General features: G+C 72.8%; 20 protein-coding genes, 1 tRNA gene and 1 other RNA gene. 5 read left to right on the forward strand and 17 right to left on the reverse strand.

All coding sequences use genetic code 11. The features are described 5' to 3' along the window. Positions 1 to 176: 176 nt before the first annotated feature. From N6H00_RS19525 to ffs, 7 genes are all read right to left on the reverse strand, one after another. The gene (locus N6H00_RS19525) at positions 177 to 1268 is read right to left on the reverse strand and encodes an aspartate-semialdehyde dehydrogenase (protein WP_268973069.1); all 1092 of its coding nucleotides are present in this window, start codon (positions 1266 to 1268) and stop codon (positions 177 to 179) included. Next, the gene (locus N6H00_RS19530; protein WP_030829846.1) at positions 1265 to 2545 is read right to left on the reverse strand and encodes an aspartate kinase; all 1281 of its coding nucleotides are present in this window, start codon (positions 2543 to 2545) and stop codon (positions 1265 to 1267) included. The genes N6H00_RS19525 and N6H00_RS19530 overlap by 4 nt, the downstream gene beginning before the upstream one ends. A gap of 348 nt (positions 2546 to 2893) precedes the next feature. Beyond that, positions 2894 to 3559, reverse strand: coding sequence for a DUF5063 domain-containing protein (locus tag N6H00_RS19535; RefSeq protein WP_268973071.1), 666 nt, complete (start codon positions 3557 to 3559; stop codon positions 2894 to 2896). Next, positions 3552 to 4151, reverse strand: a complete 600-nt coding sequence (gene recR / locus N6H00_RS19540; protein WP_064456056.1) for a recombination mediator RecR — start codon at positions 4149 to 4151, stop codon at positions 3552 to 3554. Before recR ends, N6H00_RS19535 begins: the two co-directional genes overlap by 8 nt. Before the next feature lie 135 nt (positions 4152 to 4286). Beyond that, positions 4287 to 4622 carry a YbaB/EbfC family nucleoid-associated protein gene (locus tag N6H00_RS19545; RefSeq protein ID WP_268973072.1) on the reverse strand — a complete coding sequence of 112 codons (336 nt, stop codon included), beginning with the start codon at positions 4620 to 4622 and terminating at the stop codon, positions 4287 to 4289. A gap of 240 nt (positions 4623 to 4862) precedes the next feature. Further along, on the reverse strand, positions 4863 to 7445 hold the full coding sequence (locus tag N6H00_RS19550; protein ID WP_268973074.1) for a DNA polymerase III subunit gamma and tau: 2583 nt from the start codon (positions 7443 to 7445) through the stop codon (positions 4863 to 4865). 124 nt (positions 7446 to 7569) lie between these two features. Beyond that, positions 7570 to 7664, reverse strand: an RNA gene (gene ffs / locus N6H00_RS19555) — signal recognition particle sRNA small type. 74 nt (positions 7665 to 7738) lie between these two features. Here ffs and N6H00_RS19560 point away from each other — a divergent pair. Both N6H00_RS19560 and N6H00_RS19565 read left to right on the forward strand, forming a co-directional pair. Next, a tRNA-Ser gene (locus tag N6H00_RS19560) sits at positions 7739 to 7823 on the forward strand. A 297-nt stretch (positions 7824 to 8120) separates the two neighbouring features. After that, the gene (locus N6H00_RS19565) at positions 8121 to 8735 is read left to right on the forward strand and encodes a dihydrofolate reductase family protein (protein ID WP_268973075.1); all 615 of its coding nucleotides are present in this window, start codon (positions 8121 to 8123) and stop codon (positions 8733 to 8735) included. A 38-nt stretch (positions 8736 to 8773) separates the two neighbouring features. Here the strand turns inward: N6H00_RS19565 and N6H00_RS19570 are convergent, their stop codons facing one another. Both N6H00_RS19570 and N6H00_RS19575 read right to left on the reverse strand, forming a co-directional pair. Then, positions 8774 to 9682 (reverse strand): CPBP family intramembrane glutamic endopeptidase, encoded by a 909-nt coding sequence (locus tag N6H00_RS19570; protein WP_268973076.1) that lies wholly within the window; start codon positions 9680 to 9682, stop codon positions 8774 to 8776. An 85-nt stretch (positions 9683 to 9767) separates the two neighbouring features. Then, positions 9768 to 10715 carry an alpha/beta hydrolase family protein gene (locus N6H00_RS19575; protein ID WP_268973077.1) on the reverse strand — a complete coding sequence of 316 codons (948 nt, stop codon included), beginning with the start codon at positions 10713 to 10715 and terminating at the stop codon, positions 9768 to 9770. A 60-nt stretch (positions 10716 to 10775) separates the two neighbouring features. Between N6H00_RS19575 and N6H00_RS19580 the strand changes: the two genes are divergently transcribed. From N6H00_RS19580 to N6H00_RS19590, 3 genes are all read left to right on the forward strand, one after another. Then, on the forward strand, positions 10776 to 11375 hold the full coding sequence (locus N6H00_RS19580; protein WP_268973078.1) for a helix-turn-helix domain-containing protein: 600 nt from the start codon (positions 10776 to 10778) through the stop codon (positions 11373 to 11375). Positions 11376 to 11538: 163 nt separating this feature from the next. Next, positions 11539 to 12705 carry a sensor histidine kinase gene (locus N6H00_RS19585; RefSeq protein ID WP_268973080.1) on the forward strand — a complete coding sequence of 389 codons (1167 nt, stop codon included), beginning with the start codon at positions 11539 to 11541 and terminating at the stop codon, positions 12703 to 12705. Then, the gene (locus tag N6H00_RS19590; RefSeq protein ID WP_268973081.1) at positions 12693 to 13370 is read left to right on the forward strand and encodes a response regulator transcription factor; all 678 of its coding nucleotides are present in this window, start codon (positions 12693 to 12695) and stop codon (positions 13368 to 13370) included. Before N6H00_RS19585 ends, N6H00_RS19590 begins: the two co-directional genes overlap by 13 nt. A gap of 238 nt (positions 13371 to 13608) precedes the next feature. Here N6H00_RS19590 and N6H00_RS19595 read toward each other — a convergent pair whose 3' ends face one another. The 8 genes from N6H00_RS19595 to N6H00_RS19630 all read right to left on the reverse strand — a co-directional run bounded on the left by N6H00_RS19595 (position 13609) and on the right by N6H00_RS19630 (position 25642). Then, on the reverse strand, positions 13609 to 16230 hold the full coding sequence (locus tag N6H00_RS19595; RefSeq protein WP_268973082.1) for an FtsX-like permease family protein: 2622 nt from the start codon (positions 16228 to 16230) through the stop codon (positions 13609 to 13611). Positions 16231 to 16250: 20 nt separating this feature from the next. Next, a complete protein-coding gene (locus N6H00_RS19600; RefSeq protein ID WP_268973083.1) occupies positions 16251 to 17027 on the reverse strand; it encodes an ABC transporter ATP-binding protein in 777 nt (258 codons plus the stop codon). A gap of 325 nt (positions 17028 to 17352) precedes the next feature. Further along, positions 17353 to 18510 (reverse strand): PP2C family protein-serine/threonine phosphatase, encoded by a 1158-nt coding sequence (locus N6H00_RS19605; RefSeq protein WP_268973084.1) that lies wholly within the window; start codon positions 18508 to 18510, stop codon positions 17353 to 17355. A gap of 117 nt (positions 18511 to 18627) precedes the next feature. Next, on the reverse strand, positions 18628 to 19407 hold the full coding sequence (locus N6H00_RS19610; protein ID WP_268973085.1) for an IclR family transcriptional regulator: 780 nt from the start codon (positions 19405 to 19407) through the stop codon (positions 18628 to 18630). Between the two features lie 158 nt (positions 19408 to 19565). Beyond that, positions 19566 to 20024: an SRPBCC family protein gene (locus N6H00_RS19615; RefSeq protein WP_268973086.1), complete on the reverse strand. Its 459-nt coding sequence runs from the start codon at positions 20022 to 20024 to the stop codon at positions 19566 to 19568. 122 nt (positions 20025 to 20146) lie between these two features. Next, entirely contained in the window at positions 20147 to 21412 is a 1266-nt protein-coding gene (locus N6H00_RS19620; protein ID WP_268973087.1) for an NAD(P)/FAD-dependent oxidoreductase, read from the reverse strand. Positions 21413 to 21582: 170 nt separating this feature from the next. Beyond that, complete coding sequence (locus N6H00_RS19625; RefSeq protein ID WP_268973088.1) at positions 21583 to 23004, reverse strand: amidase; 1422 nt, start codon at positions 23002 to 23004, stop codon at positions 21583 to 21585. A 268-nt stretch (positions 23005 to 23272) separates the two neighbouring features. Next, a complete protein-coding gene (locus N6H00_RS19630; RefSeq protein ID WP_268973089.1) occupies positions 23273 to 25642 on the reverse strand; it encodes a family 2 encapsulin nanocompartment cargo protein terpene cyclase in 2370 nt (789 codons plus the stop codon). Between the last annotated feature and the right edge of the window lie 16 nt (positions 25643 to 25658).

Below are 25658 nucleotides of genomic sequence, written 5' to 3' on the forward strand. Positions count from 1 at the left end.
AACGGCCCAGCTCAGCCCGTCCAGGCCAGGTATCGCACACAGGATATTCACATCTGTCGGGCGACGCACCGCTGAAACGTCACTTTAAGACGGTCCCTCACTTTACGGCGGCCCGTCCCTCTCACTTGAGGGTGGGCCCTCCCCGGCAACAGGCCCTCACCCGGCGGCGGACCCACTCACCTGACGGCGGCCGCGGCGGTCAGCTCGGCCGCGACGACCTCCGCGATCTGCGCGGTGTTCAGCGCCGCGCCCTTGCGCAGGTTGTCGCCGCAGACGAACAGCTCCAGCGCCTTCGGGTCGTCCAGCGACCGCCGCACCCGGCCCACCCAGGTGGGATCGGTGCCCACGGCGTCGGCGGGGGTCGGGAACTCGCCCTCGGCCGGGTTGTCGCACAGCACCACCCCGGGGGCGCCCGCCAGGATCTCGTGCGCCGCCTCGACCGTCACCTCGTTCTCGAACCGCGCGTGCACGGCCAGCGAATGGGTGGTGATCACGGGCACCCGCACACAGGTCGCGGTGACCCTCAGCTCCGGCAGCCCCAGGATCTTGCGGGACTCGTTCCGCACCTTGAGCTCCTCGGAGGACCAGCCGTCCTCCTTGAGCGAACCGGCGAACGGCACCACGTTGAGCGCCATCGGCGCCGGGAACGGCCCGGTGTCGCCCACCGCCCGCCGTACGTCCCCGGGGTGGGTGCCCAGCTCCGTACCGGCGACCTGCGTGAGCTGCTCGCGCAGGGTGTCGATGCCTTCCTTCCCCGCACCGGAGACCGCCTGGTACGAGGAGACGATCAGCTCGCTCAGTCCGAACTCGGCGTGCAGCGCGCCGATCGCGACGATCATCGACAGCGTGGTGCAGTTGGGGTTGGAGATGATGCCGCGCGGGCGGACACGGGCCGCGTGCGCGTTCACCTCCGGAACCACCAGCGGGACGTCGGGGTCCATCCGGAAGGCGCCGGAGTTGTCGACGACCACCGCGCCCTTGCTCGCCGCGATGGGCGCCCACTGCGCGGAGACCTCGTCCGGTACGTCGAACATCGCGACGTCGACGCCCTCGAACGCCTCCTCGCTCAGCGCGACAACCTCGACCTGCTCGCCCCGGACGGTCAGCTTCCGGCCGGCCGAGCGGGGCGAGGCGATCAGCCGGATCTCGCCCCAGACATCGGCGCGCTCCGAGAGGATCGAAAGCATGACGGTGCCGACGGCGCCGGTGGCGCCGACGACCGCGAGGGTCGGCTTGACGCCACCGACGGCACCGCCGGAGCGGGTCATCGGCCGGTCCCTCCGTAGACCACCGCTTCGTCGCTCTCGCTGTCCAGGCCGAACGCGCTGTGCACCGCCACCACCGCGTCCTTGACGTCGTCGGCGCGGGTGACGACCGAGATGCGGATCTCGGAGGTCGAGATCAGCTCGATGTTGACCCCGGCGTTCGACAGCGCCTCGAAGAACGTCGCGGTGACCCCCGGATTGGTGCGCATACCGGCACCGATCAGGGAGATCTTGGCGATCTGGTCGTCGTAGCGCAGCGAGTCGAAGCCGATCACCGGCTTCGCCTTGGTCAGCGCCTCCATCGCCCGGTGGCCGTCCGTCTTGGGCAGCGTGAAGGAGATGTCGGTCAGCCCGGTCGACGCGGCGGAGACGTTCTGCACCACCATGTCGATGTTGATCTCGGCGTCGGAGATGGTGCGGAAGATGGCCGCGGCCTCACCCGGCTTGTCCGGCACCCCGACGACCGTGACCTTGGCCTCGGACGTGTCGTGCGCGACCCCCGAGATGATCGCCTGCTCCATGCCTTCTTCTCCTTCTCCCGCTTCCGGCCGGTTGCGCACCCAGGTGCCCTGGTGGCCGGAGAAAGACGACCGTACGTGGATGGGGATGTTGTACCGGCGCGCGTACTCCACGCAGCGCAGGTGCAGCACCTTGGAGCCGCTCGCGGCGAGCTCCAGCATGTCCTCGTACGGGATCTCGTTGATCTTGCGAGCCTTCTTCACCACCCGCGGATCGGCGGTGAACACGCCGTCCACGTCGGTGTAGATCTCGCACACCTCGGCGTCCAGGGCCGCGGCCAGCGCGACGGCGGTGGTGTCCGAACCGCCCCGGCCGAGGGTGGTGATGTCCTTGCTCTCCTGGGACACGCCCTGGAAGCCGGCGACGATCGCGACCGCCCCGAGCTCGAGCGCGTCACGGATGCGGCCCGGTGTGACGTCGATGATCCGCGCTTTGTTGTGAACCGCGTCGGTGATGACTCCCGCCTGGCTGCCGGTGAACGACAGCGCCTCGTGACCGAGGTTTTTGATCGCCATTGCCAGCAAGGCCATGGAGATCCGCTCTCCCGCGGTCAGCAGCATGTCGAACTCACGGCCGGCAGGAATCGGAGATACCTGCTCGGCGAGATCGATCAGCTCGTCCGTCGTGTCGCCCATCGCGGAGACCACGACCACCACCTGGTGGCCGTTCTTCTTGGCTTCCACGATTCGCTTGGCAACCCGCTTGATGCCTTCGGCATCGGCAACGGAGGAGCCTCCGTACTTCTGCACGACAAGGCCCACGTGCGCTCCTCGCAGCTCTCAATAATGCGGTCGGCTCAGTCTAGCGAGTGGCCGGAATTATCCCTTCCAATATCACATAGCGAGACGAAAGCCTCACAACGTGATCAGGAAAGACCCAAAGGCATCAAGCGGTGCAACGTCCACGCACCAGCGAGATTCCCCGCATCCCTCCCACCCGCTCCAGCGACGAACCCTGCCCGCTGACGGACGAAGCACACGGGAACGTAACTCAGCTCACAGAAACCGGCCCGCGCCGCGGGCCGTCCGGGATGCCCCTCAGCCCTGCCCCGGGCGCAGGACGCAGCCGTGTCCCGAGCGCAGGACTCAGCCGTGTCCCGAGCGCAGAACTCAGCCCTGCCCCGAGCGCAGGCCGAGCGGCGCCGCGATCTCCGCCGCCATGACCCGGCCGGCCTCCTCCGCGAGCTCCTCGTCACCGCCCGCGTTGCTGTCCGTGTCCAGGCCGTCCAGCTCGTCCAGCGGGCTGTCCAGCCGTACGTGCGCGACCAGCGACTGCAGCGCGCGCAGGGCCGCCGAGGCGGTCGTCCCCCAGTTGGAGAGGTACGAGAACTGCCACCACCACAGCGCCTCGCTGATCCGGCCCTCGCGGTAGTGCGCCATCCCGTGCCGCAGATCGGTGATGATTCCGGCCAGATCGTCGGAGATCCGGCAGGCCACGGGCTGGCTGCGCGGCACGTACGGGTCGAAGACCTCCGAGTAGACGTCCACCGGCTCCAGCAGCCGGGCGAAGCGCTCACGCAGCTCGTCGACGTCCGGCTCCGGACCGGCGTCCGGTTCGTACCGCTCGTCCGGGACGAAGTCCTCGTGCGCGCCGAGCCGGCCGCCCGCGAGGAGCAGCTGGGACAGCTCGAGCAGCAGGAACGGCACAGCGCTGTCCGGCTCGTCACCCTTGGCGACTTCGGTGACCGCGACGATGAAGCTCTCGATCTGGTCGGAGATCTGGACCGCGAAGTCGTCCGGGTCCGGGTGGGCGTCGTGCAGCGTTGCGTCAGACATCGAGAAGTCTTCTCCCTTCGAAGGCACGGCCCAGCGTGACCTCGTCGGCGTACTCCAGGTCGCCACCGACAGGGAGGCCGCTGGCCAGCCGGGTGACTTTCAGGCCCATGGGCTTGATCATGCGCGCGAGGTACGTGGCGGTGGCTTCGCCCTCCAGATTCGGATCGGTGGCCAGGATGAGCTCGGTGACCGTCCCGTCCGCGAGCCGCGCCAGCAGCTCCCTGATCCGCAGATCGTCCGGGCCGACGCCCTCGATGGGGCTGATCGCCCCGCCGAGCACGTGATAGCGCCCCCGGAACTCACGCGTCCGCTCGATCGCGACGACGTCCTTCGGCTCCTCGACCACGCAGATGACCGCGGGATCGCGACGAGGGTCCTGGCAAACGCGGCACTGCTCGGCCTCCGCGACGTTCCCGCAGACCGCGCAGAACCGCACCTTCTCCTTGACCTCGGTCAACGCGTGCGCGAGGCGGCGGACGTCGGTGGGCTCGGCCTGGAGGATGTGGAAGGCGATCCGCTGCGCGCTCTTGGGACCGACGCCGGGCAGCCTGCCCAACTCGTCGATGAGGTCCTGGACCACGCCCTCGTACACGCCTTCATCCAATCTCGCGCCGCCACGCGGTGGCTGTACTTCACATGAATATTCGGTTTCGCCGCATCCTCCCGGCCGACCAGGAAGCCGGGCCGGGAAGTACGGAGAACCCGGTGGGCTCGGGGAGCCCGAGGATCAGAACGGGAGCCCCGGCATCCCGCCCAGCCCCTGGGCCAGCGGGCCGAGCTTCTGCTGCTGGAGCTCCTGCGCGGCGTTGTTGGCGTCACGGACGGCCGCGACGACCAGATCCGCGAGGGTCTCCGTGTCCTCAGGATCCACGGCCTTGGGATCGATGACCAGGCCCTGCAACTCACCGGCACCGGTCACGGTCGCCTTCACCAGACCACCGCCCGCGGAACCCTCGACATGGGTCCGGGCCAGCTCCTCCTGGGCCGTGGCGAGGTCCTGCTGCATCTTCTGAGCCTGCTGCAGCAACTGCTGCATATTCGGCTGACCACCACCGGGGATCACGGCTTCGCTCCTGGCTCTCGACAGTCGTTCTCTTCGATAGCCCGAGCCTACGTGCTCCCCGGGCGCCTTGCCCTACGCCGTACGGAGGAGACGCGGGCACGCCGCGGAGACGTGGGACGAGGGGTGGAGTGGGTACGTGCGGACGATGCGATCATGCGGGGCCCCGGGGCATGGCCCGCGCCTCGTACGCGGTTCTCACAGGTCTCCCACTGGTTCCTCTACTCGCCTACCCGTCCCGGCCTACTCGTTGACGATCTCCTCGACCACCGTGGCACCGAGCTCGCGGACGATCAGGTCGTGCCCGCTCAGCGCGGTGTCGTCCAGATCCGGGTCGTCCTCGGCCGGCATGTCGTCCTCCAGCGACACCCGCGGAGGCTCGGGCTCCCGGTACGCCACCGGCTCGGGGGGCGGGCCCGCGTCCGCCGGGCCGGACGGGGAAGCGGGTGCGGCCGGGGGCGGGGAGGCGGGACCGGACCGGGGCGCGGCCTGCCGTGGCGCCATGGGCTGGCCACCGCCGCCGAAGCCACCGCCACCAGCGCCACCAGCGCCACTGCCGCCACCGAAGCCGCCTGCGCCGCTTCCGCCACCGCCGCCGAAGCCACCGGCACCGGCACCGCCACCGGCACCGACGGCGCCGCCTCCGCCGTAGCCGCCGCCTCCGCTGTAGCCGCCGCCCGGACCAGCGGGACCACCGGGACCGCCTGGGCCGCCGCCCTGCTGGCCGGCGCCGCCCGAGGGGTCGACGATCGCCTCGATCCGCCACTGCACACCGATGGCGTCCTGGAGCGCCTGTCGCAGCACGTCCTCACTGCCGCCGCCCACGAAGCTGTCGCGTGCGCCCGCGTTGGAGAAGCCGAGCTGGAGGGTGGTGCCGTCGAAACCGGACACCGTCGCGTTCTGACTCAGCAGGATCCAGGTGAAGCGGCGGCGGTTCTTGACCGCCTCCAGGATGTCCGGCCACATCTGCCGCACCTGCACGGCGCCCTGCGCCATGCTCGGTGCACCCGGTGCACCCGGTGCGGACGCGGAGGGTGCGGCGGGCGCGGTCGGCGCGGAGGGCGCCGCGGGCGTCGGTGCGGGCGCGCCGCCGCCCTGTCCCGGCGCGGCGGCCGTGGGCCAGCCGCCCGGCTGTCGGGCGGGCGCCCCGGCACCCCGTCCACCGCCACCGCCCCCGCCGCTAGGAGCAGCGCCCGCGCCGCCGGCTCCGGGACTCCCGGAGCCGGGAGCCGAGGCGGTGGGCCAGGCTCCGGGCCGTGATCCGCCGCCCTCCGCGGCCGGGAGCTGGGCGCCCGACGGCCAGGCACCGGGCCGCTGCCCGCCGCCGCCCGCCGGGGGCGCGGCCGGGGCACCGGCCTGCTGTCCGCTGTCCCCCGCACCGCCCGGACCGCTGTCCGCCGCGGGCCGCGCACCCGCGGGCCACCCGCCGGGTGCCTCGGCGCCGGCCGGGTCTCCCGGGCCCTGCCCCTGGCCGGGCCCTCCCCCGGCCATGGCCGCACGCGCGGCGGCCGGGCCGGACGGCCCCGCGGCGGGCGGAGCCGCCGGGGCGGCCGGGGCGTGGGCGTCGGGCCCTGGTACGTACCCCATGGCGGGGCCGGGCCCGGCGGCTCCCGCGAAGCCACCACCGCCACCGGCGCCACCGGCGCCGCCGCCCAGGCCGCCCGCGAGGGCCCCGCGCTCCAGACGCTCCAGCCGTGCCTGCACCGAGCGCTCGTCGTCGAAGGCGGCGGGCAGCAGCACCCGGGCGCAGATCAGCTCCAACTGCAACCGCGGCGAGGTGGCGCCGCGCATCTCGGTCAATCCCTCATTGACGAGATCGGCCGCCCGGCTCAGCTCGGCGCCGCCGAAGACCGACGCCTGCGCCTGCATCCGCTCCACGACATCGGCCGGGGCGTCGATGAGCCCCTTCTCCGCCGCGTCCGGCACGGCGGCGAGGATCACCAGGTCACGCAGCCGCTCCAGCAGATCGGCAACGAAGCGCCGGGGGTCGTTGCCCCCCTCGATCACGCGGTTGACGACCTCGAACGCCGCCGCGCCATCGGCCGCCGCGAAGGCGTCCACGATCGAGTCGAGCAGCGAGCCGTCCGTATAACCGAGCAGCGCGGTCGCCATGGCGTAGGTGACGCCGTCGTCAGCGGCGCCCGCGAGCAGCTGGTCCATCACCGACATCGAATCCCGCACGGATCCGGCCCCGGCCCGCACCACCAGCGGCAGCACCCCGTCCTCGACCGGGATCGCCTCGCGCCCGCAGACCTCCCTCAGGTAGTCGCGGAGCGTCCCGGGCGGCACCAGCCGGAACGGATAGTGATGCGTACGCGACCGGATCGTCCCGATGACCTTCTCCGGCTCGGTGGTCGCGAAGATGAACTTGAGGTGCTCCGGGGGCTCCTCGACCACCTTCAGCAGGGCGTTGAACCCGGCCGAGGTGACCATATGGGCCTCGTCGATGATGTAGATCTTGTAGCGGCTCGACGCGGGCCCGAAGAACGCCTTCTCCCTCAGCTCACGGGCGTCGTCCACACCACCGTGGGACGCGGCGTCGATCTCGATCACATCGATCGACCCCGGTCCGTTCCGCGCGAGGTCCCGGCACGACTGGCACTCGCCGCACGGCGCCGGTGTCGGGCCCTGCTCGCAGTTCAGACAGCGGGCCAGGATGCGCGCACTGGTCGTCTTGCCACAGCCGCGCGGACCGCTGAACAGATACGCGTGATTGACCCGGTTGTTACGCAGCGCCTGCTGCAGCGGGCCGGTGACATGCTCCTGCCCGATGACCTCCGCGAAGGTCTCGGGTCGGTAGCGGCGGTACAGCGCGAGGGACGACACGCTTACGACGATATCGGGGCCCACGGACAACGGGACGCCGCCCGCACCCCACGGGACGCCCCGCACCCCGGCCCCGCAGAGACAGCTCCCCGCGGCGACCGCCGGGACACAGCCCCCACAGACGCGAAGGGCCCCCCACGTACCCGCCAGAGCCCACTTACCCTTGCTGCCTTCCGGCCCTGGGGGAGTTCGGTGAGATAGCGCCACGTGAGGGGCTGGCCCCCACCTTAGCGGATCGACCCCGGTGGGAACGAGTTCGCGAGCACGGCATTCGGTCTTGTATTGTTTGCGGCGGAGGATTCGCCTAGAGGCCTAGGGCGCACGCTTGGAAAGCGTGTTGGGGGCAACCCCTCACGAGTTCGAATCTCGTATCCTCCGCAGCCGCCCAGCAGGGCAGATGAAGGGCCCGGACCGATCATGGTCCGGGCCCTTCGTCGTTCGTCGTCTCATCCGCGGTCTCGACGAGACGTGCCGGCGCCCTTCGGTCCCAGCGGCCATGGCGGGGGACGACCACCCCATGATCTGCGTCACCACTCGTTCCGGGACGCCGAGGATGAGCGGCACCGTGGCGGCGGTGTGGCTCGTTCGAGGGCGGGGGACGCCACCGATGAGTTTGGGGGGCTGCGGCGGTCTGAAGGGGGAAGCGTGCGCCGACCGCCTGCTCCGGAGGGCCTCATGAGGAAGATCGTTGCCAGTCTGTTCATCTCGCTCGACGGTGTCGTGGAGGCACCCGATCAGTGGCACTTCCCCTACTTCAACGACGAGATGGGCGCCGCCGTCGACGCGACCCTCGGCGTGGCCGACACCATCCTGCTGGGCCGTAGGACCTACGACAGCTTCGCCGGGGCGTGGCCGGACCGGGAGAGGGCCGGCGGTGAGGACGCCGGGTTCGCCAAGAAGCTCGGCGACACTCGGAAGATCGTCGTATCGCGCCAGGATCTCGAGTTCCGCTGGCGGAACTCCGAACAGCTGAAGGGGGAGTTGGTGGACGCCGCCACCGCGGTGAAGCGCGAATCGGGTGGGACTGTCGCCGTGAGCGGTTCGGTCTCGGTCGTGCGGCAGTTGCTGGCTCATGGGCTGCTGGATGAGTTGCATCTGCTGGTGCACCCGATCGCGGTGCGCAGGGGCATGCGGCTGTTCGACGAGGGGGAGCCCACGATCCCGTTGCGACTGGTCTCGTCCGCCGCCTTCCGTACCGGTGTGCTGCACCTGGTCTACGCCCCGGCCGAGCCGGCGGACGACGCCACCTACGACGATGCGAAAGTCCACCTGCCCCGGCACGATGCGTAGCACCGGTCCGGGGCAGGTGGGCTGCCGCCGCTGGGCGGTCAGGCCCGGACGGCGCCGTCCGCCGGGGTCGCGGGGGCGGTCGGGGCGGGTCCGCTCGCCGGGCGGCTGGTGGCCAGGAGGAGCACGGCGACGATGGCCTGGATACCGATGATCATGGCCTGCGTCACGGGGGCCTTGACGTCCAGCAGGACCATCGTCGTGTTGACCGCGAAGTGCACCGCGATCGACGCCACGACGCCGGCGCGTTCGTAGGCGGAGGCGGTCAGCATGGCCATCGGGATGGTGCTGACGGCGAAGAGCACGCCGCCCGGGGTGTTCAGGCCCAGTTCCTTCTGCGGGGTTCCGTCGATGAAGAACAGCGGCAGGTGCCATACGGCCCAGATGGCACCCAGCACCAGGCCGACCTGCAAGCGGCCCATCGACGCGCGCATCCTCGGGTAGGCGGTGCCGCGCCAGCCCGGCTCCTCGGACAGCGGACCGGAGATCACCATGCTGACGAGGAACGCCGCGGGCCCGCCCATGTCGTTCATCACGTCCTTCGCGCCCTCCCAGCTCAGCGCGGGGCCACCCGCTTCGTGTGCCAGCAGCGCGGCGGACAGCACGCTTGCCGAGGCCAGCACCAGCAGCAGCGGCGCCCAGAACAGGGTGCTCCGCCGGAACCGGACCGCGTGTTCGGGGACGGGCTCGCCGCGCCGCCTGCGGCGGACCCGGATCACCAGGGCGCCTGTCAACGGGCCGAAGGCGCCGACGAGATAGGGCAGGGCCGCGGGGGACTTCATCGCCTCTCCGCCGATCCCGATGGCCGCGGACCACGACACCCAGCTCACGCCGAAGGCGATGGCCATGAAGAGGATGAGGTCGCTTCGGCGGCGGTCGGGGACGGAGGGGGTCGCGGGGTGGGCGGGGCGGGCTGGGTGGGCGGAGGTCGCGTAACTTGAAGTAGGCATGCCAAATCCCTGTGTCCGGTGTCCGTTGGGTTGTCTTACACGCGGTGGAGGGGGCGGGCGCTCGTGCGCGGGCGCCGGGCCCGGCTCAGAAGGAGGTCGTTCGCCCCTCGGTGCGCATCTGCCCCGGGGCCGCGTCGAGTTGGCGGACGAGCCAGCTGGTGACGAGGGTCAGGAGGTCGGGGTCGACCGGGTCACGCAGAAGGCGGCGGTAGGAGCGGAGAGTGTGGTGCGCCGGGTCGCGGCGCAGGACGTGGGTGAGGTCGGGCACTCGGTGGATCTCCGTCTTGCCCGGCACCAGCCGGTCGATCTCGGCCAAGTCGGCCGGGTCGACCTGGACGTCCTTGTCACCGGTGACGGCCAGGACGGGTGCGTGGATGGCCACGAGGTCGTCACGGGTGTCGTGGACGAGGTTTTCCCGCATCCAGCGGGCGTTGAGCGGAATTCCGGCGATACGCGCCACATCCGTACGGGTCTTCTTGATCCGGGCGAGGGCCCGGTTGCCCAAGGCCCCCAAGGGGCGCCGCAGGAGGCGGACGGGGGCGGGCATGTCCTGGGCGATCGAGCGGGCCTGCCAGCGCAGGGCGTCCTCGCCCAGGCGTGCGTAGCCGGCCAGCAGCACCGCCGCCCGCACCTCGTGCCGCGCGGCGAGGGTCATGGCGTGCAGGGCCCCTTCGCTGTGGCCGACGACACCGACGGCGTCGGACCGGACGGCGGGGTGGGCGGCCAGGGCGCGCAGGGCGACGGCGGCGTCCTTGTAGTTGTCGGTGAAGCTGGCGGCCCGCCAGGTGCCGGGGGTGGCGCCGACGCCGCGACGGTCGTACCGGAGCGTGGCGATCCCCTCCGCCGCGAGGGCGGCGGCCAGCGGCCGGCCGAGGTTCATCCGGATCTTGCGGGCGTTGCCCTCGCGGTCCAGGGGGCCGGAGCCGTGCAGCAGGAGAACGGCGGGGTGCGGGCCGGACCCGGCGGGCAGGGTCAGAGTGCCGGCCAGGGGGGTTCCGTCATCCACGGTGACCGTCATATCGGTGTCGGGCAAGGCTCCGCCTCTCATTGCTCTCAACTACGAGAACGTTATCAGATGTGAGACCATGGAGTCATGCCCACCCCGAATCTCCTCCTTCATCCCGTCCGGATGCGCATCCTGCAGACCCTGGTCGGCGCCGATGAGCTGACCACCGCCCAGCTGCGCGATCGGCTGCCCGAGGTCCCGCCGGCCACCATGTACCGGCACATCGCCACCCTCACCCAGGCCGGCATCCTGGAGGTGGTCCACGAAAGGCGGATCCGCGGCACCGTCGAACGCAGCTACCGGGTCCGCCAGGACAAGGCCCTCGTGGACACCGACGCCCGCACCGCCATGACCAAGGACGATCACCGACAGGCCTTCACCGTCTTCACGGGGGCCCTGATGGCGGACTTCGACCGCTACCTCTCCCGCGACGACACCGAGCCCGCCCGCGAAGGCGTCGTCTACCGACAGGGCGCGGTCTGGCTGACCGAGGACGAATTCGCCGAACTCGTCGAAGAGATCGAAGCCGCCGTCGCCCGCCGCGCCCACGCCACCCCCGACGACGGCCGTACCCGCCACATCATCAGCTTCGTCCTCGTACCCGACAAAGCCACGGCCGCCGACGCGGAGGCCGACACCGGGGCCGACACCGGGGCCGACACCGAGGCCGGCGATTCGCCGAGTTGAGGGAGCACTCGTTCGTCAACGGGTGCGAGCGGAAGCGTCGCTGGGAGGCGGGCCTGAAGCGCTCCACCGGTACCGGATGTTTCACGTGAAACCTGCCCGCTGCCGCATATCGGGCCACCCGCTCCGCCCCCGTGGGCGCGCCGGGTCGCTTAGCCTGACGGCCATGCGGGAGACGGTGCGGCGGGCGCAGCGGGCCTCGGTCGAGTTACTGAGGGGGGCCGGGCTGTCCCTGGTCTCGTATTTCTTCGTCGCGCTGGCGGTCTTCACCGCCGTCGCGATGGTCACCGTCGTGGGGGCGGGGGTGCTGCCCGAGTCGGTACTGCTGCTGCGCAGGACGGCCGGGTACAAGCGGCGGTGGGTGGGCTCCTGGACGGGGGAGCCGGTGCCCGAGGCGTACCGGCCGCTGACCGGGGAGGTGTTCACGCGGGTGCGGACGGCGGTCGGGGATCCGGTTACGTACCGCGATCTGCGCTGGCTCGCGGCCCACGCGGTCTACGGCTGGCTGCTGGCCTGCTGTGCGCTGCCGGTGTGGGTCGTCGGACTGCTCGTCGACGGGGTGTGGTGCGGGCTGCTGCGGAAGCGGGCCGTGGTGCTGCCGCTGATCGAGCGGCTCGTCGACGTCGACGCGGCGTGGTCGCGGGCGCTGCTGCTGCCGTCGCCGGAGGCGCTGCGCACCGTCCGGCTCGCCGAGCGGGTGGCGGAGCTGTCCGAGACCCGGGCGGGCGCCGTCGCCGCACATGGGGCGGAACTGCGCCGTATCGAGCGGGACTTGCACGACGGTACGCAGGCGCGCCTGGTGGCGCTCTCGATGCGGGTGGGGCTGGCGCGGCGCGCGTACGACAAGGACCCCGACGCGGCGCGCAAGCTACTGGAGGACGCGCAGGACCAGGCCGAGGAGGCGCTCACCGAGCTGCGCCATGTCGTGCGCGGCATCCACCCACCGATCCTCACCGACCGCGGACTCGTCGGCGCCGTACGGGCGCTGGCGGCCGGCAGCGGGCTCGAGGTGTCCGTGCACGACGACGGGGTGGCGGACGGCCCCCGGGCACCGGCGGCGGTCGAGGCGGCCGCGTACTTCGTGATCGCGGAGGCGCTGACCAACGCGGCCAAGCACAGCGGGGCGCGGCAGGCGTCGGTGAGCCTGGTCCGGATGAGAGACCGGTTGCGGGTCGCGGTACGGGACGAGGGGCGGGGCGGGGCCGACCCCTCGGGCGGCAGCGGGCTGCTCGGCATGCGGCGCCGGGTCGCGGCGCTCGACGGGACCGTGGAGATGACCAGCCCCGTCGGGGGGCCGACGCTGATCGAAGTGGAGTTGCCGTGCGTGTGGTGATCGCCGAGGACAACGCCCTGCTGAGGGAGGGCATGGTCCTGCTGCTGACCTCCGCCGGGCACGAAGTGGTGGCGGTCGCGTCCAGCGGCCCCGAGGTGCTGCCCGCCCTCCTCGAACACCGCCCGGACGCGGCCGTGCTCGACGTCCGTATGCCGCCGGGCTTCCGCGACGAGGGGCTGCGCGCGGCGCTCGCGGCGCGGCGGGAGATGCCCGGCCTGCCAGTGCTGGTGCTCTCGCAGTACGTCGAGGAGACCTACGCGGCCGAGCTGCTGGCCGATGGCGCGGGCGGGCTCGGCTATCTGCTGAAGGACCGGGTGGGGCGGGTGGAGGAGTTCCTGGACGCGCTGGAGCGGGTGGTCGCGGGCGGTACGGCGCTGGACCCGGAAGTGGTGAAGGAGCTGCTGACCCGGCGCCGTGACGACCCGGTGGACTCCTTGACGCCGCGCGAGCGCGAGGTGCTGCACCTGATGGCGGAGGGCCGGGACAACACCACGATCGCCCGGACGCTGGTGGTCTCGGAGCGCGCGGTCAGCAAGCACATCGGCAATGTCTTCGCCAAGCTGGGGCTGCCGCCGAGCGACAGCGGGCACCGACGGGTGCTGGCGGTTCTGGCGTACCTCGACAAGGGGGCGAACAAGGGGGCTGGGCACGGCGCGGCGTCATAACGGGTGGCGTCATAACGCGCGACGGTCGGCGGGGCGGGGCGGGTGCGCGCCCCGCCCCGTACCGCCCGCCCCGTACCGCCCGCCCTGTCGGCCACCGTTCACCGGTCGCCATCGGCCGCCTGCCGCCATCGGTCAGCCACCGGCCACCTGTCGTCGTTCGCCGTCGGTCGGCCCGGTGTGGGCCAGCCGCCTGTCGTCGGCCAGCGGCCACCGTTCGCCCTCTGCGCCCCGGTCGTCCCTACCGCGCCGCCGCCTCCCGTGGGTACCGCCCCCGCAGCGTGGTCCACACCGGTGGCAGGGCGCCCGCCGCCGTCGTCGCCACGACCACCGCGACGATCATCGCGGCCTGCGTCGGTGGCAGATACGGCACCGTGCCCGCCATGGCCACGCTGAAGGCCAGCAGCGGTACGGCGGCCACGGCCGCGCCCACCAGCAGCCCGGTCAGCACCGTGGCCGCCGCCTCCAGCCGCAGCATCCGGCGCAGTTGGCCGCGGTCCGCGCCCGCCAGCCGGAGCAGCCGCAGCTCGGGCCGGCGGCCGATCGCGATGAGCGCGAGGGTGCTCAGGACGGCGATCACCGTAAAGGCCCCGATCGCCCCGACCACGGCCACCGAGACCACCTCGGCCAGCGCCCGGTCCGCCGGCTCGCCTTTGACCGGTGCCGGGTCCCGCTCCACCCGGGCCCCGCGCACCGCCCGCGCCAGCGCCTTCGTGACCGCCTTACGGTCGGCATCGGGCGCGGTCGCGACCAGGACCCGCCCCGTACCGGGACCCGTACCGGACGCCGAGGTGTGGCGCAGCAGCTCTTCGCGCGAGAGGAGGAAGTCCCCGAGGGCGAGCGAGCGGGCGTAGGTCGCCACGACCCGCAGCCGGGCCTCCTGACCGTCCCCGAAGCGCAGGGTCACCGTGGAGCCGGGCCGTACGCCGAGGGAGTCCGCCCGGTCGGCGCCGACCGCGACCGTACCGGGCCGCAGCCGGGCGAGATCACCGTCCCGCAGCCCCGGATCCAGGGTGCGCGTCAGCCGCTCAGGGGTGACGCCGAAGACCGGCAGCCGTTCCAGTTCGGGCGAGCCGAGCCGGCGCGCCGCCAGCAGCACCGTGCCGGGGACGACCTCCGTGGCCGCCCGTACGCCGGGGACCTGCCGGATCCGCTCCACCGCGCCGGCCGGGAGCCCGCCGTCCGCGTGCACCGCGAGATCGGCGCGCAGCACCTGGCGGGCCTGGGCGTCCCCCGCGTGCGTCAGCGTCGCGCCGCCGCCGAGCTGGACCCCGGCGAACGCGGTGACCAGCACGATCGGGGTGATCGCCGCGCCCAGCCGCTGGGCGGACGCGGCGCAGTTGGCGGCGGCGAGGCGGCCGCCGGGGCCGAACCGCCGCAAGGGAGCCCCGAGCAGCCGCATCGCGCCCTCGGCGATCCACGGTCCGAGCACCGCGCAGGCGATCACCATCGTCACCGCCGCCGCACCGGCCGCGGCCGCCGCGGTCGCCCCCTGCTGGAGGGCGGCCGTCCCCGCCGAACCCGCGCCCACGGCCAGCAGCACCAGCCCGGTGATACGGCGCGCCCTGCCGGGCGTCCGTTCGCGCAGCGCCTCCGCCGGACGCGCCGTGGCGGTCCCGGAACAGCCGATGAGCGCCGCGATCCGGGCCACCAGGACGGTGACGGCGGCGGTGGCCAGGGGCGCGGTCCACAGCGGCGCGGGCAGTGTCAGGTCGAGTCCGGTGGGCAGCGCGCCCCGCGCGTCCAGCAGGGCACGCAGCCCCAGGTAGGCGGGGGCCGCCCCGGCCGCGCCCACCAGCGCCGCCCAGGCCGCGACCCGCCCCACCTCCCGGCCCACCGCACCGCGCAGCTGCCCCGGCGTGGCGCCGACCGCCCGCAGCATGCCCAGCTCGTGGGAGCGTTGCCGCAGCGCCTGGACGATGGTCGACGACACCACGAGCAGCGCCACGAGGACGACGGTGCCGGCCACGGAGGCGAGCGCCGCCAGCAGCTCGCCGCGGGCGGGCGCGGCGTCCAGGTGCTCGGCCTCACCCCGGCCGTGCCCGGTCAGGACGCGCACGGTGGCCGGGTCGCCATCCGCGCGACCCCCGACGTCGGTGACACCGGCCGTGTCCAGGGCCGTCCGCACCCGCCCGGCCAGCGCCTCCGGGTCCGTGCCGGGTCCGGCGACGACGCCGATGGCGTCCAGCGCGTCCGGGTGGCCGGCCAGCCGGTGGGCCTCGGCGCCGGTGAACCAGACGGCGGTGCGCGGGCCATGGGCCACGCCGACCACGGTGTACGCCGTGTCGCGGCCGCCTACGCGCAACGTCAGCCGCGCCCCGACGCGGCCCGCGCCGCCGCCCGTCACGACCTCGTCGGCGCGCTGCGGGGCGCGGCCCGTCCGTAGCGCGTAGGGCGCCAGCCGGGCGGCCTCCCAGGGCCGTCCGGTGGCGGACCGTCCCGCGAGCCCCACCGGGAACTCCACGTCGGCGACGGCCGCGCGCACCCCTGGCACCCCGCGCACCACGGTCAGCGCCGTGCGGGGGATCCGGACCCGCTCGGTGAGCCCGGCGCTCACGGTCTCGCGCTCGCCCAGCGACGTCGCGCTGAAGCGAGTGGTCTGGTCGCCGGCCACGACGAGATCGGCCCCGGCGTACCGCTCCACCCGTGGATGGGCGCTCCAGGCCGAGGCGAGGGTCAGCCCGAAGGCGCCAAGCAGCAGGGAGGTGAGGGTGAGCGCGGCGAAGACGGCGGTCCACGCCTTACGGTGAGCACGGATGGCGCGGGCGGCCAGCAGGGCGGTGACCTTCCCGCCCTCCCAGGTGTCCGCCTTCACGCCGGCCCGGGGGGTCGCCTTCACCCCGGCCCCGGGGGTCGCCTTCACGCCACGCCTGGCGGTCGCCTTCACGCCGTCCCCACTCCCAGGTCCTTGAGGAAGCGGCGGATGTCGGCCGCGTCGGGCCGCTCCTGCCGTCCGACGAGCCTCCCCCGCATCAGGAACAGCGCCTCGTCGGCCCAGGCGGCGGCGAACGGGTCATGGGTGACCATGACGACCGTATGGCCCTCACGGTCGACGGCCTCCCGCAGCAGTGCCAGCACCTCCTCCGCGGCGGCGGGGTCGAGTGCGCCCGTCGGCTCGTCGGCGAAGACGATGTCGGGCGCGGTGACCAGCGCGCGGGCGATCGCCACCCGCTGGCACTGCCCGCCGGACAGCTCGGACGGCGAGGCGTCGCCCCGGTCCCCGAGTCCGACCGCCGCGAGCCCCCGCAGGGCGCGGTCGCCGACGGTCCGGCGGCCGAGCAGCAGCGGCAGGGCGACGTTCTCCGCGACGCTCAGCGACGGCACCAGGTGGTGTGCCTGGAAGACGAAACCGATCCGCTCCCGCCGCAGCCGGGTCAGCGCCGCCTCCTTCAGCGAGGACAGCTCCGTACCGCCGATGCGCACCGTTCCGGCCGTCGGCCGGTCGAGCCCGGCGGCGCACTGAAGCAGCGTCGACTTCCCGCAGCCGGAGGGGCCCATCACCGCGAGGAACCGCCCGCGCGGCACCGTCAGATGGATGGGGTGCAGCGCCACGACCCCCCGCCCGTACTCCCGGCTGACGCCTTCCAGGCTCAGCGCGTGGTGCCAGGTCCCCGCCCGTTCCGCGGTGGCCGTCGTACGGCTCCGCCCCTGCCCGTCCATCTGTCCCGCCCCTCTTCCGTGTCCCGCGCACCGGGCGGATCAGACGGTCCGCCGGCCACGAAGAACGCTAGAAACGGGCGCGGCCGCGCGGGAGGGAGCGCGGTCCCGTACTGGGGGTGGAACGGGCTACACCCCCGGTGGCGGGGCGGTCCCCAGCCGGGACGGTCCCCAGCCGGGGCGGTCCCCAGCCGGGACGGTCCCCAGCCGGGACGGTCCCCAGCTGGGACGGTCCCCAGCCGGGGCGGGGACGGACTCCGGGTGGGGTCCGCCCGGCCGCCTGGCCGCCGTCATGACCGGGCGTCGTCTGACGGACCGGCATCCGGGATCACACCGACGGCGCATCGGTCGACGGCACATCGGCCGACGGCATATCGACCGCCGTGCGCACCGTGCCGAGCGCCGGCTTGCGGAGCAGCAGCAGCGCCGCGTCGTCGTGGAGCCGGCCGCCCACATGGGTCAGCAGTTCGTCGTGGAGCGCGGCGAGCGTGCGGGACGGCTCGTCGCAGATGTGCCGCGGCACCCGTTCCAGCAGCGGGAAGTACTCCCGGCCCCGGTCCCGCGCCTCGATGACCCCGTCGGTGTAGAGCAGCAGCTGGTCCCCGTCGGCGAACGGCACCGCCTGGAGGCTCGGCTGATCGCCGCCCAGGGAGGCCAGACCGAGCGGCGGGGCCGGGCGGGTGGGCTCGACGGCGATCACCCCGGACGCGCCGAACAGCAGCGGCGGGGCGTGTCCGCAGTTGACGAGCTCCATCCGGCCCTCCCCGGGATACCCGGCGACCACGGCGGTGACGAAGTCGTCGGGCGCCAGGTTGCGAGACAGGCTGCGCTCGATCCTGGCGACGACGTCGAGCAGGTCGGGTTCGTCGTAGGCGGCCTCGCGGAAGACGCCGAGCACCAGCGCGGCGGTGCTCACCGCGGGCAGTCCCTTGCCGCGCACATCGCCGACGATCAGCCGGACTCCGTGCGGGGTGGGCAGCAGGGCGTAAAGATCGCCGCCCACCCGCGCCTCGGCGGCGGCGGCGCTGTAGCGGACGGCCACCTGGAACTGACCGACCCGGGCGGGCACCGGTTTGAGCAGGGCGTTCTGGGCGGCCTCGGCGACCGAGCGGACCGCGGCGAGAACCTGCTCACGGCGCCTGAGCAGACCACTGGCCAGACTGCTCGCCAGGGTCACGGCGGCGGGCGTGGCCACCATGATCGCCAGGGTGCGCGGCTGCTCTCCGCCCCACGCCCCCAGCAGCCCGCTCATCGCGATGGCGAGCAGTCCGACCCTCAGCACCCCCCACGGTCGGCAGGTGGCGGCGGCGAGCGCCGGGCCGACGGCGAGCATCGGCAGCCAGCCCAGACCCCCCGAGGTGACGAGGGCGAGCGACACCACGCCACAAATGATCAGTACGGGCACCGCGGGGGCGACGTACCCGGGAAAGTACGGCTGAAGGTTCGGCTGGTCGGGGTCGTAGGGGCGAAGTCGGGGCGGGAACATGTCCTGCTTCGCTGCTCTCTTCCGCTCAGGCGGCGATAGACGGTGATGCCGGAACACCGGAATGTCCGCTTCATCCAGGTAAGCAGTAATTGCACGCATCCGACAAGGCCGAGATTTTCAGATAGTGAGCGAGAGGTTCCTGGTCACCCGGGTCGCCGCCGGGACCAGCCGGGTCCGGAACAGCTCACGGTGCGGATCCATGCCGGCCGGCCGGGCGAGCCGGTCCGTCCTCAGCGAGACCCCGAGCGAGCCGAGCCGCTCCCCGCTGTAGACCGGCACCGCGAAGCAGACCGTGCCCATGGCGTACTCCTCCAGATCCGCGACCAGCGGACTGCCGGTCGGGGAGTCCAGCCGGCGCAGCAGATCGACGGGGTGAGTGACGGTGCGGGGCGTGAGACCGGGGAGCGTATGGCGGGACAGATACTCGTGCCGGGCGTCGTCGTCCAGCTCCCGCAGGACGCATTTGCCGAGCGCGGTGGCGTGCCCGGCGTCCTCGAACCCCACCCACAGATCGACCCGGGGCGCCCGGGGGCCGTCGACGATCTCCGCGACCCGGATCTCGCCCTCGTCGTAGAAGGTCAGGTAGGCGGCGGCCGACAGCTCGTCGCGCAGCGCGGCGAGGATGGGGCGGACCCGGGCGAGCAGCGCCTGATCGCGGGCACCGGCCTCCAGGGTGCGCAGTCTGTCGCCGATCACGAAGCCGCCGTCGTCCAGCCGACGCACATAGCCGTCATGGGCCAGCGTCCGCAGCAGGTGATACGTGGTGGCGAGCGCCAGTCCCGTCTCCCGTGCGAGCTGTTTGGCCGGCGCACCGCCCTCGTGTGCGCCCACTGCTTCCATCAGCCGGAAGGCCCGCTGCACGGATGAGATCAGTGTGGGGGCCGCTCGCTCTCCCATGTATCCAGATTGCTCCGATATGGGCGGGCGGACAAGATCTGGAAAATCCCGCAGACATGCGTGAGGGCGCCGACCGGTGGGGTCGGCGCCCTCACGCACTCGTTCGGTGCGGTCAGGGAACGGTCAGAGTGCGGCCAGGGTGCGGTCAGCCGGGGAGGTCAGCCGGGGGAGATCCGGCCGCGCCAGCCGCCTTCCGCCTCGCCCCGCTGCTCGATGAAGTCCTTGAACCTCCGCAGGTCCCCCTTCACCCGCCGGTCGAGCGTCCCGGTCATCTCCGCGGCCTTCTCCGCCATACCGGTCGGCTCGAAGACCATGGCCAGGTTGACCCGGGTGTGGTCCTCGTCAACGGACTCGAAGGTCACCAGACCCTGCTGCTGCACGTCACCGGAGGTGGTCCGCCATGCGATGCGCTCGTCGGGGAGCTGATCCACGATCTCGGTGTCGAACTCCCGGCGCACACCCGCGATGGAGGTCGCCCAGTGATTGTGGCGGTCGTCCACCTGGGTGACCTGGTCCACGCCTTCCATGAACCTCGGGAACTCGGTGAACTGCGTCCACTGGTCGTAGGCGGTGTGGAGCGGAACCCTAACCTCGACGGACTCCCGCACGGTGCTCATCGGTGACTCCTTTCGACGTTGCCGCGTCGCTCAGCACGGCGGGTATCCGAGACCACCGGCCCCAAACGTGCGGCGCCCGGACGGTCGGCGCGGCGGCCGCGGATCGGCGCAGCGGCCGCGGATCAGCGCAGCGGATGCAGCGCGGCCAGTTCGGCCGGGGAGGTGCCGGTCGCGATGGCGTCGGCCAGCAGCCGTCCGCTGAGCGGGCCGAGGGCCACGCCCCACATGCCGTGGCCGCCGTTGACGTAGACGCGCGGCGAGCCGGTCGGGCCGACCAGCGGCAGCCCGTCGGGGGTGCAGGGGCGGGCGCCGACCCAGGTGTCCGTACGGGCGTCCCAGTCGATGCCCCGCAGCAGCGGACGGGCCGCCGCGATGATCGCCTGAATCCGGCGCGGGTCCACCGGCCGTTCCGCGGGGGCCAGTTCCATCATCCCCGCGACCCGCACCCGGCCCCCGCCCAGCGGAGTGCAGACGACCTTCTGGGCGGCCAGGTACGTGGGACGGGTGGGGGCGCCCTCGGCCGGGACGCTGAAGCTGTAGCCGCGTCCGGCCTGGACCGGCACCCGGACCCCGAACGGGCGGACCAGCCCGTCCAGCCAGGCCCCGGTGGCCACGACGGCGACGTCCGCGCGGAGTTGGCCCCCGGCGGTGGCGACGGCCACCTCCCGCCCGAGGTCCCGGATTCCGGACACCTCCGTCCGCTCCAGGATCTCGCCGCCGCGCTCGCGCACCGCGCCGGCGAGGGCGCGGACGAAGTTCCCGGGGTTGAGATAGCGCTGGCCGTGGAGTTCGACGGCCGCGCCGATGCCGTCGCCGAGCGCCGGTTCCAGCGCACGGGCCCGGTCCCCGTCCATCGGCTCGTACGCGATCTCGAAACCGGCCGCGCGGGCCTGCTCCAGCTCCTCGACCATCCGGGCGCGCTCGGCCGCGGTGCGGAAGGCGAGCAGACAGGGTTCGGCGGACCGGGTCGGTTCGGCGACACCGGCCGCCGCGAGGGCGTCGTACGCGTCCAGCGCACGGCGGTTCAGCGTGGCGAAGGTGGCGGCCAGGACCCGCCAGCGGCGCGGGGTGCAGTTCCGGGTGAAGGCGAGCAGGAAGCGGGCGAGCCGGGGGTCGGGCCGGGGCGGGATGTAGACGGGCGACTCGGGCGAGACCAGGCTGCGCACCCCGTAACGGAGCGCGGCGGGTTCGGGCAGCGGCAGCGTCAGGGCCGGGGACAGCCAGCCGGCGTTCCCCCAGGAGGCCCCGGCCGCGGGGTGCCGCCGCTCCACGACGGTGACCTCGACGCCGTGCTCCTGGAGCGACCAGGCGGTGGCAAGGCCGACCATGCCCGCGCCGACGACGACGGCGCTGCGCGGAGGGCGGGACGGACCGGTGGCAGTGGGCACGAATGCGCTCCTTCCCATGGGTGGAACGCCATCATCGGGGTACGGGGGCGGGCAGCGCACGGGTGCGGGCACCGCGCCGTCCGCGGGCCGCGCCGTCCGCGGGACCGCGCCGTCCAGGCCACCGAGAGCACGCCGCCCCGACCACCCGCACCGCCGCCCCCGCACCTCGGTTACCCGATCCCCGTCGGGCGCCGCCGCCAGTGCCCGGTGGCCTGTTCGAAGGCGTGGCCGACCTGGAGGACCGCGAAGTCCGCCCGGTGCGGCCCGACGATCTGTAGTCCGACCGGAAGCCCGCCGGGGGTGAACCCGGCCGGCACGGACAGCGCCGGGCTGCCGGTCGAGCTGATCAGATACGCCGAGCGCATCCAGTCCAGATAGTCGTCCATGGCCACCCCGGCGACCTCCGTCGGGTACTCGATGCCGACGTCGAACGGCACCACCTGGCTGACCGGGAGCAGCAGCACGTCATAGCGGCCGAAGAACTCCCGGACCCGGTGGTAGAGCTGGGTGTGCAGCACCTCGGCGCGGGCGACGTCCGGGCCGGTGAGCTTGCGCCCCGCCTCGGCGTTCTCCCGGATGGTCCGCTTCAGCCCCTCGGGGTGGCGGTCCATGAGCGGGCCGAAGGCGACCTCGAACATCGAGGCGCGCAGCGTCCGGAAGACCTCGTCGGCCTCGGTCAGGTCCGGGCAGGCCCGCTCCACGACACAGCCGAGGCCGGTGAAGACCTCCACCGCCGATTCGACCGCCGCGGCCACCTCGGGCTGCACCGGCACCAGCCCCCCGAGATCCGGCGACCAGGCCACCCGCAGCCCCGTCAGATCGCGGTCGAGGGGGCGGGCGAAGCGGGCGCCGGGCTCCTCCAGGGCGATCGGCGACCGTGCGTCCGGTCCGGCGATGGCGGACAGCAGCAGGGCGGTGTCGGCCACGGTGCGGGCCATCGGCCCCTTGACGCCGAGGGTGCTCCAGGCGTCTGCGGCGGGCCAGTTGGGGACCCGTCCGGGCGACGGGCGCAGACCCACGACATTGCAGAACGAGGCCGGATTGCGCAGCGAGCCGCCGGTGTCGCTGCCGTCCGCTATCGGGATCATGCCGGAGGCCAGCGCGGCCGCCGCACCCCCGCTGCTGCCACCCGCGCTGAGCCCCAGGGCGTACGGGTTGTGGGTGGCGCCGAAGATGGGGTTGAAGGTGTGCGAACCGGCCCCGAACTCCGGCACGTTGGTCTTGCCGATGGTGATCGCACCGGCGGCCCGGATCCGTTCGACCACCAGATCGTCCCGGTCGGGTACGCCGTCGGCGAGCGGCGAGCCATGGCTGGTGCGGATGCCCGCGGTCTCGTGGAGGTCCTTGTGGGCGATGGGCAGCCCGTGCAGCGGTCCGAGCTCCTCCCCGGCCGCGATCCGCTCATCGGCCTCCGCGGCGGCCTCCCGGGCCCGCTCCGCGACCAGGGTGACGATCGCGTTGACGGCGGGGTTGACCCGTTCGATACGGGCCAGATGGGCCTCGAGCAACTCGCGGGCGGACAGCTCGCGGGTGCGCAGCAGGTCGCTGAGTTCCAGCGCGGTCCTGAAGCAGAGATCGTCATCCGTCGTCACGGTCGCTCGCCTTCCTACTTCCTCGGTGGTCATCACTGCACGCGATCGTCCCGCCGCCGGATTCCGGCATCCGCACCGGCCGGCTGGTGTCGCGGGCGGAACCCATGGTTCGGGAAGCGGCCGGGCCGGGGAAGGGCATCGCGGCCGGGGACCCACAAGCGGCCGCCCCGCCTCGTCCCGGTGGACAAGGCGGGGCGGCGGCCTGCGGCGAGGTCCTTACGGACCGAGCGAGCCCCTTACGGACTTGCGGACTGACGGACTGGCGGACTTACGGACGTGCTCCGGCAGGCGCCGGAATCCGCGCGGCCGAGGTGCCGAGCCCGGTGGGCCCCTGCCAGGGGGCCACCGGCCGCGCCCCGGACGCGGCCCCGGCCCCACTCCCCGCCCCGGCCCCGATCCCAGCTCCGACCCCGCCCCCGAACCCGGCCGGACGCCGAGCCGCGCGGCGCAGCTCGTCCTCCCGGTAGCGCGGCACCTCCCGGTGCCAGTTCATGATCCCGGTCATCCAGTCGCGCAGCTCCCCCACATAGCCGTCCATGGCCTCCCGGGCCTCCGGCCCCAGGTCGAAGTCGTCGTACAGCACAGGGAACTCCTGCTCCGCGACATGCTGGAACTGCCGCATCCGGGAGGTCATCAGATCGTTCACGATGGCGACCCCGGTCGGATAGTCGCAGTCGAAGAAGTTCTGGACGACGAGGACGCCGTTGTGGACCTCGCCCTCGAACTCGATCTCCTTCTGGTACGAGAAGACGTCGTTCAGCAGGGTCGCGTAGTCCATGGCGGCGTTCTCCAGCGAACGGACCGGGCCGCTGCGGTAGATCTCGGGCGGCACCCGCCGTCCGCGCGTCAGCCGGCACAGGCTCATGGTGAGATCGGAGCCGAAGGTGTGCCTGCGCATCTCGATGTAGTCGACCGGATCGGGGATCCGGTGCTGCGTCTGGTTGGCCAGCTCCCACAGCCAGCTGGCGGTCATGTCCTCGATGGACTGACGGAACTCGCGGCGCGCCGACTCCTCCATCGGCCCCGCCGTACGGCCCCACAGATCGGCCAGCGACCGCTCCAGCGCGTTCGCCGGGGCCGGGGTGGGGCCCGCGTCGAGCGGCATGAACGCCCCGAGCCGGGCGTTGCACGCCCGCGCCCCGGCCAGATCACGGGTGCGGCCGAAGACCGCCGGATAGTAGTCGTCGGCGTAGGTGCCCCAGGCCAGCCAGCCGGATGTCAGATCGAGCTCGTCCGGGGAGCCGTCCGGGTGGATGCCCGCCGCGCACAGCGGAAGGTCGGCGGCGAGCAGCCGGTGCTCGTCCCAGACCTGCGCACCGGACAGGTCGGGCTGCGGTTCGAGGATGCCCATCCGGTGTGCCCAGTCGGTCAGATTGCGGCGGGCGGCGGGCAGATGTGGATTGAGCCGGAGGGTGAACGGCATGAAGAAGTCCGGCAGCAGGGACGGCCCGGTCCGCTGGAACGGGACGTGGCTGAACCCGCGTGCCCTCGCCGCCTCCGCCCGGCCGGTGGTCAGCGGCAGGTTCGCCGCCGAGACGCCGAGGCCGCTGAGCGCGAACGGGGACCACGCGGCGGCCGTGGCCTCCTGACCGGTGCGGCCGCCCGCCGCGTTCGCACTGTCCGAGCCGTTCACGCCATCGGCGCCGTTCGCGCCGTTCATATAGCGGCTGGAGCGCATATGCCACTCGTGGCCGCCGGACTGCCAGTCCTGGAGCCCCTTGACGTAGGCGAGGACGCCCGCGCAGGCCGCCGGGTCCAGGCCGTGTTCGGCGAAGAGCGGGCCGAGCTCGGTGAGCGTGGTGTTCTCGAACTGCCTCAGCCGTGAGGTGAGCAGCTCATTGACGGAGTCGGCCGCCTCCTGGGTGGTACAGCCCAGGAACGTCTCGAGGACCAGGACGCCATTGCTGAGCTCGCCCTCCTCCTCGATCTCCCGCTGGTAGGAGAACAGGTCGTTGCGCAGATGCACCGCGTCCGAGAAGGCGTCGCGCAACACGCGCATCGGCCGCGACCCGGCGATCACCGCCGGCACCTCCGCCCCCACCGCGTGCTCGACCAACCCGGCCGACCAGGGCGCGCCGCCGACCTTACGGCGCATCTCGATGTACTCGACCGGGTTGGGGATCCGGTCGATGTTGATGTTCGAGAGCTCCCAGAGCGATTCGTTGAGCAGATTCTCGGTGCTCTCCCGGAACCGCGCCCGCCAGTCCGCCGACATCGAAGGCACCGTCCGCACCCACAGATCCGCGAGCCCCGCCTCGACCGGGTTGGTGGGCTCGGGCGTCCCGGCACCCGGATCCATCGGCATGAAGGCGGGCAGCCGGTCGAGATACGCCTTACCGGCGGCACGGTCCTGGGAGCGCTTGAACGTCTCCAGGAAGTGGTCGTCGAAGAAGAACACCCACACATACCAGTCCGTGATCAGCGAGAGTTCCGCGCCGGAACAGTCGGGGTGGGTGTACGCGCAGAGCAGGGCGTAGTCGTGGGCGTCGAGATCCTCCTGCTCCCAGATCCCCGAGCCCTCGAGCATTCCCATCTCGCGGGCCCACTGGGTGGAGTGCTCCCGTGCCTCCTGGACATGGGGGTTCAGCCGCGCCGGATACGGCATGTAGAAGTCGGGGAGTTGAAAGGGCTGTGTCACTGGTGGGCCGGCACCT

Origin of the sequence: Streptomyces sp. S465, assembly GCF_026898115.1 — a bacterium.
Taxonomy (GTDB): Bacteria; Actinomycetota; Actinomycetes; order Streptomycetales; family Streptomycetaceae; genus Streptomyces; species Streptomyces luomodiensis.